At 44.5% G+C, this 15,141-nt stretch carries 14 protein-coding genes; 11 read left to right on the top strand and 3 right to left on the bottom strand.

Annotated features, from left to right (window positions below; translation table 11 throughout):
- Nucleotides 1–37: 37 nt before the first annotated feature.
- Nucleotides 38–427, bottom strand: a complete 390-nt coding sequence (locus Q8L79_RS05925) for a DUF2721 domain-containing protein (RefSeq protein ID WP_305268925.1) — start codon at nucleotides 425–427, stop codon at nucleotides 38–40.
- Nucleotides 428–701: 274 nt separating this feature from the next.
- The gene (locus tag Q8L79_RS05920) at nucleotides 702–1,991 is read right to left on the bottom strand and encodes an EAL domain-containing protein (protein WP_305268923.1); all 1,290 of its coding nucleotides are present in this window, start codon (nucleotides 1,989–1,991) and stop codon (nucleotides 702–704) included.
- On the opposite strand from Q8L79_RS05920, the gene Q8L79_RS05915 reads away from it, so the two are divergent.
- The 8 genes from Q8L79_RS05915 (at nucleotide 1,980) to Q8L79_RS05880 (ending at nucleotide 10,274) form a co-directional block, all read left to right on the top strand.
- Entirely contained in the window at nucleotides 1,980–2,252 is a 273-nt protein-coding gene (locus tag Q8L79_RS05915) for a hypothetical protein (RefSeq protein ID WP_305268921.1), read from the top strand. The two genes, Q8L79_RS05920 and Q8L79_RS05915, sit on opposite strands and share 12 nt — an antisense overlap.
- A 316-nt stretch (nucleotides 2,253–2,568) precedes the next feature.
- Nucleotides 2,569–3,537 carry a PDC sensor domain-containing protein gene (locus Q8L79_RS05910; RefSeq protein WP_305268919.1) on the top strand — a complete coding sequence of 323 codons (969 nt, stop codon included), beginning with the start codon at nucleotides 2,569–2,571 and terminating at the stop codon, nucleotides 3,535–3,537.
- Between the two features lie 133 nt (nucleotides 3,538–3,670).
- Nucleotides 3,671–4,585: a hypothetical protein gene (locus Q8L79_RS05905; protein ID WP_305268917.1), complete on the top strand. Its 915-nt coding sequence runs from the start codon at nucleotides 3,671–3,673 to the stop codon at nucleotides 4,583–4,585.
- A gap of 948 nt (nucleotides 4,586–5,533) precedes the next feature.
- Nucleotides 5,534–6,625 (top strand): hypothetical protein, encoded by a 1,092-nt coding sequence (locus Q8L79_RS05900; RefSeq protein ID WP_305268916.1) that lies wholly within the window; start codon nucleotides 5,534–5,536, stop codon nucleotides 6,623–6,625.
- 103 nt (nucleotides 6,626–6,728) lie between these two features.
- Nucleotides 6,729–7,100, top strand: a complete 372-nt coding sequence (locus Q8L79_RS05895) for a hypothetical protein (protein ID WP_305268914.1) — start codon at nucleotides 6,729–6,731, stop codon at nucleotides 7,098–7,100.
- A 25-nt stretch (nucleotides 7,101–7,125) separates the two neighbouring features.
- Nucleotides 7,126–7,818: a C39 family peptidase gene (locus Q8L79_RS05890; RefSeq protein ID WP_305268912.1), complete on the top strand. Its 693-nt coding sequence runs from the start codon at nucleotides 7,126–7,128 to the stop codon at nucleotides 7,816–7,818.
- Between the two features lie 18 nt (nucleotides 7,819–7,836).
- Nucleotides 7,837–8,325, top strand: coding sequence for a hypothetical protein (locus Q8L79_RS05885; RefSeq protein WP_305268910.1), 489 nt, complete (start codon nucleotides 7,837–7,839; stop codon nucleotides 8,323–8,325).
- A gap of 623 nt (nucleotides 8,326–8,948) precedes the next feature.
- A complete protein-coding gene (locus Q8L79_RS05880) occupies nucleotides 8,949–10,274 on the top strand; it encodes a transporter (protein WP_305268908.1) in 1,326 nt (441 codons plus the stop codon).
- A gap of 48 nt (nucleotides 10,275–10,322) precedes the next feature.
- Here the strand turns inward: Q8L79_RS05880 and Q8L79_RS05875 are convergent, their stop codons facing one another.
- On the bottom strand, nucleotides 10,323–10,898 hold the full coding sequence (locus Q8L79_RS05875) for an ANTAR domain-containing response regulator (RefSeq protein ID WP_305268905.1): 576 nt from the start codon (nucleotides 10,896–10,898) through the stop codon (nucleotides 10,323–10,325).
- Nucleotides 10,899–11,238: 340 nt separating this feature from the next.
- Here Q8L79_RS05875 and nirB point away from each other — a divergent pair, with 340 nt between their 5' ends.
- From nirB to Q8L79_RS05860, 3 genes are read left to right on the top strand one after another with little or no spacing between them, the layout of a single operon-like run.
- Entirely contained in the window at nucleotides 11,239–13,776 is a 2,538-nt protein-coding gene (gene nirB / locus Q8L79_RS05870) for a nitrite reductase large subunit NirB (RefSeq protein WP_305268903.1), read from the top strand.
- Nucleotides 13,776–14,138 (top strand): nitrite reductase small subunit NirD, encoded by a 363-nt coding sequence (gene nirD, locus Q8L79_RS05865; RefSeq protein WP_305268901.1) that lies wholly within the window; start codon nucleotides 13,776–13,778, stop codon nucleotides 14,136–14,138. The genes nirB and nirD overlap by 1 nt, the downstream gene beginning before the upstream one ends.
- On the top strand, nucleotides 14,135–15,052 hold the full coding sequence (locus tag Q8L79_RS05860; protein WP_305268898.1) for a PhzF family phenazine biosynthesis protein: 918 nt from the start codon (nucleotides 14,135–14,137) through the stop codon (nucleotides 15,050–15,052). The genes nirD and Q8L79_RS05860 overlap by 4 nt, the downstream gene beginning before the upstream one ends.
- Nucleotides 15,053–15,141 lie beyond the last annotated feature (89 nt).

Below are 15,141 nucleotides of genomic sequence, written 5' to 3'. Positions count from 1 at the left end.
TCAAATCGGTGCAAAAAGAATAGCCTAAAATGGTGGGCTATTCTTCCATATCTTCCAGCTCGATATTGAGCGCTTTTGTTGAAAGCAATAACTCGCTTATTGAGGCTAACAACGATAAAACAATAAATACCATGCTGAAGCCGAAAGTAATGTTGCCGTAATATTGCAAGCCGTAAAAAATCAGCCCCATAGCCAGGGTGCAGCAGATAATGCCAACGACTCCCAGCACTTGCATCGCCACAATAAAGCGGATGCGGAGCCTTAAGCTGTCGATCTGCTTTTTGGCAACCGGACTGTGGGTTTTATTAAACAGGTTGTGCTGCTCTCTAATCCGGCTGGCAATCGCCAGAAAACGGTTGGAATAGGCCAAAAACAAAACCGAAATGGCGGGAAATAACAGGGCAGGTGTGGTGATGGTGATGTCCATGGCTATTTATCAAGAATAAGGCGCAGTAAAAAAGTTTAATTTTACTGCTTTTAGTTAATCAATAGGCATTAAAGCGCTTTCCATGCGTCATTAGCAGCGGGGTGTAACTGTCAATTTTTGCCGACACCTCTTCTTTCAGCAATTTCATTGATCTGTATAAGCCGATTGATGCCAGTACCGGTTTGGTGTGCAAGCCTTTTATGTTCAATCGTTATGTGTCGATTATGCCTATAGGAGCGTCCGAAAGTGAGGGGCGATTAAATTGCCCTGAAGATCATAGCCACTCGGCGGCAATATCGATTAATAAAATACGCTCCTCGTCCAGTCTAAGCGATAGGGTTTTGCAAAGCATATCGCTGTTAAAATCCCGATAGCGTTCCGAAGTGACCAAGCGGTAACTGTCTTTTGCCGACTCAAGCGCCAGCAATTGATAAAAATAAGGTCGCCATGCCCAGTTAAAGCCAATTTGAGCGGGGTCCTCGAACCAATTGCTATCGGCAAAATTAAAATTCGATGAGATTTGGTCGCCTTCGTTATTGCATAAATAGAATCGTAAAATGCCGCTTTTTTCAAACGGGTGCGCCGATAATTTTTTGAGGTTGAAGTCGCTTTCCAGGGCTTTTTTCAGGAGTTCGATCAAGCCCTTAATATTGGCGATAAACTGTATCTTGTGTTCTTCTTTGGCGAGGGTCTTTTTCAGGAAAGTCTTTCTGAGTGTGCTGATTTGTTTTTGATAATGCAGCGGTTCTTTAAATTCCGCTGTGGCGGGCGAAAACAGATAGCCTTGCATATATTGGGCGCCGCAGCTTAAACCGAAGTGGAAGTCTTCAACGGTTTCCACGCCTTCGCAAACGATACGGCAACCGGTGCGTTTCGCCAGACGCGATATCAAATGCACGACATCGCTGGCGATACCGCCTTTTGCCGCGCTCTGGAACAATTGCATGTCCAGTTTGATGATATCGGGTTGTATAGCCATGACTCTTTCCAGCTGAGAAAAACCGGCGCCAAAATCATCAATTGCTATTTTCAAACCGTGTTGGCGATACAGTCTGGCAATTTCAACCAGTTTGTCCAGGTCGCCTTTTGATTCGGTTATTTCAATAATAACGCGGTTTCTGTCAACATTAAACTCATCCAGCATTAGCAGTGTCGGTAATGATTTAAAGTCGGCAATCTGGTCGATCCATGCCGCTGAAATATTGATGGTTAAATAGCCCTTGTAATTTGATCGGCTGAATTGCTCCAAAGCCTGACGCCGAACCATGCGATCCCATGCTATCAGCTGGTCGGTGGCAATGTCGGTCGAAGAGAATAATTCACCGGCTGAAATAATCCGACCCTTTGCGTCATGTTGCCGGGCTAATGCTTCATAACCGATGATGGTGCCGCTGGCAGCGCCAATAATAGGTTGAAAATAAGGAAATAGTTTTTTTTCCGGGCTCATGGATTGGCGTTGTTTGGCTAATGCTTTATGGCTGCAGATAGAGCCGCTGACAGTGCTAATAATAGGCCCAAAATAAGAGAATAGTTTTTTTTCAGGATTCATAATATGGGTATTCATTTAGTGAGTTCAGCCATGGAAATAACAGTTTTTGCGATTTCCCCGATTACTATATTGCTGTTCATCGCCAGTTTTGGTTGTGTGGTAAATATCGTCTTAATTGATCTACCCGTTTCCACTCTTCAACTTCGTCTTGATTTATTTACACAGGGTATTTATCCCTGGAAATCGTCTTGGATCAGACAAAAAAAAACGTCTCCCAACGGAATGCTCAATGCATTCCGTTTAGTAGACGCCTTTGCCAATATGGTTCGCCATTAAACCGGAATTCCTGTGTGCTCCGCCATTGGAGTCTCTATAGTGTTGAACTGCAATCGTTGTGCCAAGATTTTTATATAAATTATTTATGTTAATTATTTAATAAATATAAGTAGTTATGCGTTATCTTTTATGTAACAAGGATAGTCTGGTCTCTTAAGGGGGCGCACCTAATGGGTGCGATTTTCCTGCGCACTGCACCAATCAGGTTCTTTTGATGTGTAATGTGGCATACAGGAGCGTTAGTCGACTGTTTTGGCTATCTGGCATAAAACCTGCTGGAACATGATAGTTATCATGAACTCTCAGGATCCAGAGCATGTCTAAAATGAGTCATATCAATGTTATTGAAAAATACGAGGAGCATCGCGTAGCTATTCATAACCTTCTTTCTTCGATTTTGAGCTGCTTTGCCGATGAAAAAATGTTTGAGAAAAGTCACGAGGAACTTACCGAGTTGCTCAATTCTCTGTGTGCTTATTACCCGTTTGTAAGCCTGCTTTACCTGCTTGATGTAAAAGGCAGGCAAATCTGCCTGAATGTGCCGGGCAGCCATTTTAAGCATCACCCCAAAATCGGCATGGATGCAGACCGCAGCAACCGGCCCTATTATTCGGCCGCGATGAAAGCCGATGGCGTCGTGGTAACCGAGCCTTATTTGTCCAGTGTCAGACGGGAGTTATGCTTGTCCGCCAGTATGAAAATCAGTAATGATGACGTTTCGGCAAAAGGTATCGTTGTGCTGGATATCGATCTTGGTTCCATGCTGGCAATATTAACCGGCGATAATCGGCGCATTCATTTCGAACCTTATTTTAAAACCATGTATACCTTGATTGTACTGGGTTTGTTTACTGTTGCGTTGATGCTGCTTTACGAGGCCGGAATTGAGGGCTTGGACGTGATCTATTCAATGATGACTCCCGAAAAGCGGTTGGAAATGCCGTTGAGTGTCGTTATTTATCTGACCTTGAGTCTGGCGATTTTTGATTTGGGCAAAACAACGCTGGAGGAAGAGGTGCTGTTATATAAGGATGTACTCAGGCATAGCTCAACCCGGCGGACGATTACTCGTTTTATTTCGGTAATTATTATCGCCGTGTCCATCGAATCGTTGCTGATGATCTTTAAGTTCGCGTTAAAGAGTGATAGCGAACATATTATTGAAGCGGTCTGGATTATTATTGCGGTAGCGTTGCTGTTGGTGTCGCTGGGAATTTACGTTTATTTGGGCAGCAAGGCAGAGGGAATGCTGTTGAATAATCGCGATAAGCAGAAGTCGGGTTGATAGAGCGGCAATAATAACGTAATCAAGACAACGTATAATCTTGCAGTTCGGTCATTAACGGGTGCTACGCGCCAGACATGAAATCATGGGTTCATGATTGAGCCTGAAACACAACACATTATCAATTGACATTATGACAACAAAATACATTCCCCTAAAAGATCACGATACTCCTGTCAAGGTACTGTTTACCGGTTATTTGTGTACGGTTGGCATAGGTTATCTTTTCGCATTAATCCAAATATTGTTTACGCATGGTATGGCGGACGGAAAATTCGGCTTGTCTGTTGATGATATTGTTTACAGTTACTACGGTAACCGTTCAGGCACGGTTTTGGAGCAGAAACTGAATGGTTCGATGAAGGATAAGGCGCCGGAACAGGAGCGATTTAAGATCATGGAATGGGTCAGAGAAGGCGCAGATATTGATGATTATAAAAATGACGGTGTCGACAAAATAATTGAGAGCCGTTGTGTGATGTGCCATAACAAAGACGCATCCGGTATACCGGATTTTACCAATTTCGACTCGCTAAAAGCCTTGTCGACGCAAGATACAGGTGCTACGTTCAGCTCGTTAATTCGCGTTTCACATATTCATTTGTTCGGGATCAGTTTCATTTTCATGTTTGTAGGGCTCATTTTCAGTTTTGCGGAAACCACGACAACACAATATAAGTGTATTGCTATCGGCATGCCCTATGTGTTTCTGATTGCCGATATATTGTCATGGTGGCTGACTAAAATTCATCCGATGTTTGCCTGGCTGGTTATTCTTGCCGGTATGGGCATGGCTGTTTCATTCTTGTTTATGTGGGTGACTTCTCTTTTGGAAATGTGGTTTTTTAAACCTATATTTATTAATGGCTTGGGTTCGCGGTATTTACAGTGGCGCGATAGCTCGGCAGTGTCGGTTGCCGATAAGGTATGGTTTTACAGCAAAGCGCTGGCTAAACAGGTTAAACGGTCAGCGGCTTTTGTGACCGAGCAATGGTTAACGCGCGGCTGGCCTGTTGTTAAAGATTGGGTAAAAAAATACCGTAGTTAGGAATTGCGGGCAGTCAGTTCGTAACGGTTTAGACAAACAAATCACCGACTATCGGTGGTATTTACATTTCAGGTTTAACCTGATTCTCCATTGACCGCGCCGTTTTTATCGTAATGATAGAAATGGCGCGTCTGCAATTTTCCGGCTAATGCCGGTCAAGACCCGGTCACTCCCGATTGTGAATGTGCGTTTGGTTTTTTAAACGCTCCTCTTTATTTTAAAGCGGTTGTTAATGCGATGGCCGCATTCACTATCAAAGTTTAATTGATTTGTAGTAATCAGAACTTTCCAGCAGGGTTTTACGTACGCTCAGTGCAAAGCAATGATTTCTGTTTTGGCGGGTGAGTCGACGACCCATTTCCGCGCTTCCGACAACATTCCCTGTAAATCCCTGCGAATTAAAGAATCCTGTCTATCGAAAGTTTCATTAAGCAACGTAGTTTAGGCGATGAGGCAAAGGCGCGGCGGCCAATCAGAGCCGTTGATGTATGACGTTAGATATGTCGTCAATTTTTTAAGCAGGATATTACTTACTGATATTAGCAATAGTTAAGAAATTTTCTCTGACTTGCGTAATATCAGTTACGCAAACCGACGCAGATCGAATAATGTTCGTCTGCATATCGCGTACTAATTTAGCTACCGCATGGATGGGGAGCCACCGATAACATCCTCCGTTCGTGTTGACTTTGTCGAAGCATTGAATTTTCAGTGCTTCTCTTAAATATACATTCGATTATCTAGGTGATTATGCGTATATTGCTGATATTTAATGATTTATTGATATTGTCTCTATGGAAATTTAAGGATGAGTTAAGGATACTGTTTTTGTGATGGCTGGGTTAACTCTCCGAAATAGAGAGATAGGCGGTTGTTACATCCTCATCAGATATTTTTATTGAACGGCATCTGATTATATTTTTTAAATATATTCATGGAGTAATAACAATGAAACAATTTAATAAAAAAATATTAACGGCGAGTATTCTTCTTGCATTGGGCTCAGCTTCTAGTGCTTGGGCAAATCCTACTAATACTGCGACTGATTCCGCTTATAAACAGACTGCGACAGCAAACAGCGACCAGAATGGGGCTGGTACAGCCGCAAATGAAGCTTCATCTGCTATTAGTGACAGTTACAACTCAACTGCTACGGATAACAGTGTTAATACGTCCGATAGCTCTGATAACTCAGCTACGGATAACAGTATTGATACATCCGACAGCTCCGATAACTCAGCTACGGATAATAGTGTTAATACATCCGATAGCTCTGACAATTCAGCTACGGATAACAGCATTAATACGCCTGATAGCTCTGACAACTCAACTACGGATAACAGTATTAATACATCCGATAGCTCTGACAACTCAACTACGGATAACAGCATTAATACACCTGATAGCTCCGATAACTCAGCTACGGATAATAGCTCAGCTTCTGCAGCGGATGCTGCGGCTAATAACGGTAGCACCGCTACGTCAGATCGTTCAGATCATTCTGACCAAAGCTATGCTACTGCAAACGATGCGGCGGCTAATAACGGTAGTACTGCTACTTCGGATCGCTCTGATAACAGCTTGGCTAGTGCTAGCGCTCAAGGCTCTGCAGCCGCTAATAATGGCAGCACTGCATCTGCAACTAATGACAATAGTCAGGCATATTCAAATGGAACCGGATCAGCAGCGGCTACGGGTAATGGTGTCGCAACTACGGACAACACCAATAACTCTGACAACAGCGTATTAACTGCGATTGGAAACGCTGCTGCAGTATCCAAGAACGGCAATATTGCTACCGACTACAAGGTGAATGAGTCATCTTTGTCAGGCACTGTAACAGGTGCAGCAGTCAGCTTTGGCGGTGATGTACCACATACGCGCACTTCCTATGCAGCCAATAACAATATGGATAATACTTTCAACGGCAGCGCGGGTATTAATCAAAACGTTCAAAACCTTGGTCATAATTCTCTGGCGCAGCAACAGGTATCTTTTCAAGGCAACGTAAATGTTAATCAACCAACTGTAGCTCCTTAAATGTTCATAAGTTAATCAATTGTAGTTGATGATCTTTGCCGGCGAGCGAGTAATCGCTCTCCGGTTTTTAACTGCATATCATCAAATATATAAGGAGGACGCTATGGGAACGATTTTAAAGATTTTAAAGGGCGGCTTTTTAACTTTACTTGTCGTTATTATGCAAAGTCAGGCGGCAAAAGCTGATCTTGCTCAAGATCAGGACAAATTGCTTTTTTCTTCAACTGAAACAGTATTGTTGGATGAATTGGATAATGCCCGGGGCCGTGAAGGTGTCGATACGACAATTCTTAATAACATGAATGTGCGAGCTACACTCAGTGGCAATCAAGCAAATAATAACGTCAACGGTTACAACGTTATCGATCACGGTTCATTTGCGCAGGCAAGCGGCATTACCAGTGTTATTCAAAACAGCGGTAACAACGTCATCATTCAGGATTCGACTATCGTGAATGTAACGATCGTACCTTAATAATTTTATTTAGTGGAAGTGCGACATGATACGATTTTTTGTTAAATGTGTTCTTCTCATACTACCCGCATTTTGTAGCAATGCAGGTTCTCTGAATTTTAACGGTATAGCGGGTGCCGGTAATTATGACGTCCCTGTCACGACTTTTTCAGAGCGTCGATTTAAAACTGTATACAAGCAGCAGTACGATTTCAGTTGCGGCTCGGCAACTTTGGCCAGTCTGCTTACCTATCACTATGACGATGTCGTAGACGAACAAAGTGTATTTGTTGATATGTATCAAAATGGCGATCAGCAAAAGATTCAAAAACAGGGATTTTCATTACTGGATATTAAACTTTATCTGGAAAGACGGGGCTATCGCTCCGACGGATTCAAGATCAAGTTAGATCAATTGATTACCGCCAATGTACCTGCAATCACTATTATCAATAATAACGGTTACTTACATTTCGTTATTATTAAAGGACTTAATGAGCAGGAAGTTTTGGTAGGAGATCCCGCTGTAGGCATAAAGGCAATGCCCCGCGATGAGTTTGAAGCAATGTGGGAAAACCGCATTTTATTTCTAATTCATGACAAACAGGATATAGCAGCAAAACATTTTCAAGATCAGCAAGAGTGGGTGCTTCGGGTCAAAGCGCCATTGGGTTCCGCTGTCGATCGGGCCAGTTTAGGTCTGTTTAATATGTTGCAACCCGGACGTTGGGATTTTTAATCAAGCGGAGTGTTTAACGTGAAAACATATAAATTTAACGACTGCCAAAAACTCATGAAGATTGCGCTATGGATAGCTGCTTTTGGCGGTTCCTGCTTCACTTGTCAGGTATTAGCGGATGAAATGTCAAACATGGCCGCCCAACGATTTGATAATTGGCATCGTGCGTCTGACAACGAGTTGGATCAACTAAGAGGCGGGTTTGTACTTCCAAATGGGACAAACATCGATTTTAACCTGGAGAGAATCACTTCTTTGAATGGCGCTGTAGTTTATTCCTCATTTTTCCAATTACCGGAGAATGCTTCATTGTTTCAGAACGGAGTCCTGAATCAAGCTCCGGATTTGGGAATGTCGGGGTTGGGTTCTGTTATTCAGAATAACGTTGATAATCAGGTTATTAGAACTGTTACCGATATTAATATAGCGATTAGTCACTTAAAAGGTTTAGATTTAAATGATAATGGCGCGGTTTTTAATAACCTGATCGTGCCCAATGTGCATTAATCAATTATAAGGCGTGCAGTGATCGATAATTGTCCACTCTGTAGCGTTGTTAATAAATCTTCATAAATCGTATCAAGTCATTCTCGTGCAAAACGGGCATTTTAAAAAATTTATAGCCTTGCATCAGTATTCCGGTTTTTTATGGAACTGATTTAAGTTTTTAACAAAAAGTCGGCGTGTGTTGTTTGTTTGAGGCCTTGGACGCCAGCATGGATACATGCTGACTTGTTGTTAAGCGCTTATACCGGTAATAAATATAAAAACGCCATCATTTACCAATTAATAATATATAACTTACGTATTTATACTAATTGTCCTGACGAAGTTAATAATTTATAAAGTCAACGAAATAGCTTATTTATTCGTACCTGTCTTTATGGGCGATTTATTTATATAAAAAACTACTCCCATCTGAGCAAAAAACCGTCTAACTCTTAAAAAATAATAACTTATTGTTATTTAATGAATTAAAGGCATTTTAAACTGATACGTTTTTTGAGTAAAAAGTGCTGTTAAAAAAACAATTAATAAGTCCTCTATGGTTATTAATTGCTGCAGCTAAATGGTAACGTAGGGAATTTAATAGCTGTTAATCTTATACCATAAAAAATGGAAATAATAATATGAAGATGAAATTTAGGAGCGGGAAATGTCCTCTATTTTTGGCTATTAAGGGGAGTGTTTTTATCTGCTGCGTTTTTTTTGTAAATGGGAGTTATGCAGAAACAGCCAAGCAAGATAATTCTGCGGGACAATACAAGAAATTAATTGCCGAGCAGCAAAAAGAATTCCAGATACAACGACAGATTATTGCCGAGCAAGGCAAAGAATTGGAACAACTTAAATTACGTCTTGATGCGTTGATAAATCAAACCGCAGAGAATAAACAGGCACCGGTCAAACAGGCGGCAAACAAGCCTCAAATTGTTGCGGCGAAAAATACCAATGAGCCGTCGACATCTTCTAATAAGCTTCCATCCAAGCCTGTTGGCCAGGCGCCTCCCGGAACAACGGAAAAACGACGACCGCCGGAAATACCCCGATTAAGCCAAACCGTAGGCGGCGTGTTAACCAGAAAAGGCAATATCGTTGTTGAACCCTCACTTTATTATGCCTATACCAGTAATGACCGGGTATTTCTTGATGCCTTTACATTTATTCCTGCTATTGCCATTGGCCTTATTGATCTTCGCTCAGTTAAGCGACACAGTTTCATCGGCGCTCTGGGGGCTCGTTATGGCATAACTGACAGTCTGGAGGTAGAGTTCAGGGTGCCTTATGTCTATCGTGATGATACTCAACGCTCAAGGCCGGTCAGTATTGGTGCGGGCATTGATGAAACCTTTAATGCGAACGGAAATGGTATAGGCGATCTTGAATTTGCCAGTCGTTATCAGCTTAACAGTGGGTCCGGCGGCTGGCCGATTTTTGTCGGCAACATACTCGCAACGGTACCCACCGGAGAAAGCCCTTTCGACGTTGCGTCCGTCCAGGCTCAAGGAGTTCCTGGTGCAACATTTCCAACCGAATTGCCGACAGGCGTCGGATACTATAGTTTTCAACCCAGCATTACAGCCCTTTATCCAACAGACCCAGCGGTGTTTTTCGGTAATCTTAGCTACAATTATAATGCTGAAACCAGCACCAACTTCGGTAAGATTAACCCGGGGGATACGCTAGGATTAAGTTTTGGCATGGGGTTTGGTATTAATGAACGGTCATCATATAGTTTAGGATACTCGCACAAACATGTTTTGGAATCTGAAATTGATGGAAATGAAATTAAGGGAAGCACCTTGGATATCGGACAACTGTTGGTTGGCTATTCGTTCAAATATTCCAAACGAACTACCTTCAATTTATCTTTAGGCATAGGCACTACGTCAGATTCACAAGATGTTACGCTTAATTTCAGGGTGCCAATGACTTTCGGTTTATTCGATAGCTAAGCGTTTTTGCCACGAAGCTCTATTCCGCTTCGTGGCATTTTTATGCGATTACTTAAGAAGTTCAGCCATGGCAATAATGTTTTTCGCCATTTCGCCGATTGCAATATTGCGATCCATCGCCAGTTTTCTCAGGGTGTGATAAGCATCGTCTTCGGTAAAGCCGCGGGTTTTGATTAAAATGCCTTTTGCCCGATCGATTAGCTTCCGCTCTTCAAGCCTGGATTTCGTTTTTTCCAACTCATTTGTCAGCCGTTGTTGTTCCTTAAATCTGGCCACAGCGATATTGATGATGCTGTTAATGCGGCTGGTTTCCAAACCGTTGACAACATAAGCGCTGACGCCGGCCTTAACGATTTGCTTAATGGTGTCGGAGGTATCGTCGGCTGCAAAGATAATGATGGGGAGCGGGTGGTTCTGGTTAAGGTAATGTATATGCGGAAAATATTTTTTGGGGCTGTCAATATTAAAAATAACCAGGTCAGTTTTGTCGTTCATCGCCAAGGATGCAATATTTACTTCGGATGTTACCGTGTTTGTGACTGAATAGCCTTTAGTAATCAGTATCTTTTCCAAGAACTGGTCTGTCGTTTCATCTTCAATAAGTAATATATTTAAGGTGTTCATTCTCAAATAATTAGCACAAACTACGCCATTTATTGAAGCCGATTGAATTAATCGCCTAAGTAACCAGCTCAATAAATAAAGCCGCCATTGATTTCTATAGATGTGCCGAATAATACGGATGCGTGTCGGTATGATCGCAAACTTGTCTGCGGCGAGAAAAATGTAATTGTTGTTGCACTCATAAGGAGCATTACTTGTTTGTATGCACCATATTGGCCCGTTAGGATGCTTTGTTTTCAGGTTGATGATTCAATAAGTAATTAAAATCACTGGCTTGTCCATTGTGGCACAGGCATTGCTCTAGAACTCCAAACAGGAAACATCGTTATCGGGGTTGTATATGAGTGTAAAACAAACATTAATCGTCATTGGTAATGGCATGGTCGGGCAGTCTTTTCTGGCGAGTCTGGTCGAAAGCGCCATTAAAGAACAGTATGAAATCATTACTTTTTGCGAAGAACCCAGAGCCGCCTATGACCGGGTGCATTTGTCGGCATTTTTTACCGGCACAACTGCGCAGGAGTTGTCTTTAGTCGAAGACGGTTTTTTTGAGCGGCATGGCATTACCATTCATCTGGGCGATAAAGTCGCAAGTCTCGACAAGGTTGGTAAAACCGTAACGTCGGCAAAAGGCCTGACGATACCTTATGACAAGCTGGTGTTCGCGACAGGTTCTTATCCGTTCGTGCCCCCCGTTCCCGGGCATGATCGTGCGCAATGTCTGGTTTATCGCACTATTGAAGATCTTGAAGCCATAGCCGCCGCTGCCAAAACCGGCAAGATCGGCACTGTCGTCGGCGGTGGCTTGTTGGGGCTTGAAGCGGCCAAGGCACTCATGGATTTAGGCTTGGAAACCCATGTGGTTGAGTTCGCCCCGCGCTTGATGGCGGTGCAGCTGGATGACGCGGGCGGCGCGATGTTGCGGCACAAGATCGAGAATCTGGGCGTAACCGTGCATACCGGAAAAAACACCAGCATCATTACCGACGGCGACCAGTGCATCAACAAAATGTGTTTTGCCGATGGCGAAGAGCTGGAAACCGACATCGTGCTGTTTTCGGCAGGGATTCGCCCGCGTGACGATCTTGCCAGGGCTTCCGGGCTGGAAGTCGGCCAGCGCGGCGGCATCGTTATCGACAATCAATGTCGCACCTCTGATGAAAGCATTTATGCGATTGGCGAGTGTGCGTTGTGGAATGGCATGATTTACGGACTGGTCGCTCCGGGCTATGCGATGGCGCGCACTGTGGTGGCTGATTTGGCAGGCGATGCCGCCAGTTTTACCGGCGCGGACATGAGCACCAAATTGAAACTGATGGGGGTCGATGTTGCCAGTATCGGCGACGCGCATGCTAAAACCCAGGGCGCGATGGTTTACACGTACCAAAATGGTGCAAGCGAAGTTTATAAACGCCTGGTGGTCAGTCAGGATAAAAAACAATTGCTCGGCGCGGTGCTGGTCGGCGATGCATCGGGTTACGGCACCTTATTGCAATATTGCCTGAACGGTATCGAACTGCCGGAGAATCCCGATGCATTGATATTGCCGCACCGCTCCGACGAGTCGGTTGGATTGGGCCCGGATGCCTTGCCCGCGTCGGCGCAAATTTGTTCCTGTTACGACGTGACTAAAGGCACGATTTGCTCGGCGATTGAGGGCGGCTGCATGACCATGGGTGCCTTAAAAGCGGAAACCAAAGCCGCAACCGGTTGCGGCGGATGTTCTGCGTTGCTTAAGTCGGTTTTGGATTCGGAATTATCGAAACAGGGTTTTGAAGTCAATACCGACCTTTGCGAGCATTTTGCCTATACCCGACAGGATCTTCACAACCTGATTCGGGTTGAACAAATCAAAACTTTTCCCGACTTACTGCACAAACACGGCAAGGGTAAAGGCTGCGAAATTTGCAGGCCGACCGTCGGCAATATTCTCGCTTCGCAGTGGAATGAGCATATTCTGGAAAAAGACCATTTGGGGCTACAGGACACCAACGATACCTTTTTAGCCAATATGCAAAAAGACGGCACTTATTCGGTGGTGCCGCGCATCACCGGCGGCGAAATCAGTCCCGACATGCTGATTGCCTTGGGGCAGGTCGGCAAAAAATACAAACTCTATACCAAAATTACCGGCGGCCAGCGCGTGGATTTATTCGGTGCGCGGGTCGATCAATTACCGCATATCTGGAAAGAACTGATAGCTGCCGGTTTTGAATCGGGCCATGCTTACGGCAAATCGCTACGCACGGTTAAGTCCTGCGTCGGCAGCACCTGGTGTCGTTACGGCGTCGATGACAGCGTAGGTCTGGCGATAGAATTGGAAAACCGCTACAAGGGTTTGCGCTCGCCGCATAAAATCAAGTTTGCGGTGTCCGGTTGTACCCGGGAATGCGCCGAAGCGCAGGGCAAAGATGTCGGCATTATCGCCACCGAAAACGGCTGGAATTTGTATGTCTGCGGTAACGGCGGCATGAAACCGCGTCATGCCGATTTGTTCGCCACCGCTTTGGATAAGGAAACCCTGATTAAATATATCGACCGCTTTTTGAGCTTTTATGTACGCACCGCCGACCGTCTGCAACGCACCTCGGTATGGATGGAAAACATGGAAGGCGGACTGGATTACCTGAAGTCGGTAGTGATTGAAGATAAACTGGGGCTGTGCGATCAGCTGGAGCAGCAAATGCAGTATGTGATCGACACTTACCAATGCGAATGGAAAACCGCGATTGAAGATGAATCCAAGCTCAAACGCTTCCGGCACTTTATTAATAGCGACCAATCCGATGATAATGTAATCTTTGTTGAAGAGCGCGGTCAGATTCGTCCTGCCGATGAAAACGAGCGCAAGCATTTTAAATTGGTGGAGGTCGCGTAATGGTTCGGTGGATAGATGTTTGCAGTGTTGATGACTTACAGCCTGATTCGGGCGTGTGCGCACTGGTTGAAGGGGAGCAGGTGGCGATTTTTTGGATGCCGGAACCCGATGCAAAGGCTTATGCGGTCGGTAATTACGACCCGTTTGGCAATGCCAATGTCCTGTCGCGCGGTTTAATCGGCGATATTGGCGGACAGCCTGTTGTAGCTTCACCTTTATACAAACAACACTTCAATCTGGAAACCGGCGTTTGCCTGGAAGATGAAGCCGTGAAAATCCCCGTTTATGCCATTCGTATTGAAAACGGCAGCGTTCAAGTCAACCTTTCATCATTGCCGCAGGACGGAGCACAAGCGTTATGAAATACAACTATTACATCGCCGATGCATTTACCAAACAGATTTTCAGCGGTGCGCAAATAGCCGTTTTCCCGAACGCCGAAGGCTTAAGCAAAGAGCAAATGCAGCTGGTGGCCAGGGAATTGAACCTATCGGAAACGGTGTTTGTATTTCATCCCGATAAACAAATCACCAACCGCGTGATGCGGATTTTTTCACCGCTAGGCGAAGTCGATTTTGCCGGACATCCGATTATCGCTACCGCCTTTGTGTTGGCAAGTTGCGGCGATATTCAATTGAATGCCGGGATTACGCCAATGGTTTTCGAGCAAAATACCGGCCCGGTTAATGTCAATATTTCCGCAGAAGACGGCAAACCCAGCTTTGTGCAGTTCACCCGCAAAGTGACTTCGGTCATCGATTACTTTACGCCCAGCGATGAGGACTTGGCGAGTTTCCTGAGCATACAGCCGTCGGAACTCGATCATAAAAAATATGCGATGCGTCTGGTGTCTTGCGGCGTTCCATACCTGATCGTTCCGGTTTGGCGTTACGAAAGCGTCAGGAATGCAAAGTTCAATTACGCGGCATGGAGCCAATCGATCGCCCCGCAAACCGCCGCGCAGGAAATTTTGCTGTTTTCTCCGAAAACGCCGTATGCGGATGCCGATTTTAATGCCCGTCTGCTGGGGCCAAGAATCGGCATCCACGACGATCCGCCGGTCGGTAGCGCGATGCCAGCGTTTGCCTCGTATTTGTGCTCATTTGATTTTATGCAAAAGGGGACTTATACGTTTACCGTGGATCGTGGTGAGCAGAGTAACCGGCGCAGTGTGCTGAATCTGGAAATGGATCATAAGGGGGAAAATACTTTGGCCATTCGGGTTGGTGGCGCGGCGGTTATGGTGGTTGAGGGGGTTATGGATATTCCTGAGTAGGATAATTCAAGTAAATTCGAACGGATGTTTTGAAGGTGTATGTTGGGTTTTCTTAAAAAGGCTGCTATCGATAATTGAATATTTATAGT

The sequence above is a fragment of the Methylobacter sp. genome, from assembly GCF_030680395.1.
Classification (GTDB): Bacteria; Pseudomonadota; Gammaproteobacteria; order Methylococcales; family Methylomonadaceae; genus Methylobacter_A.
The sequence above is the reverse complement of the archived record's forward strand: the minus strand, read 5'-3'. Positions and strand labels throughout refer to the sequence as shown.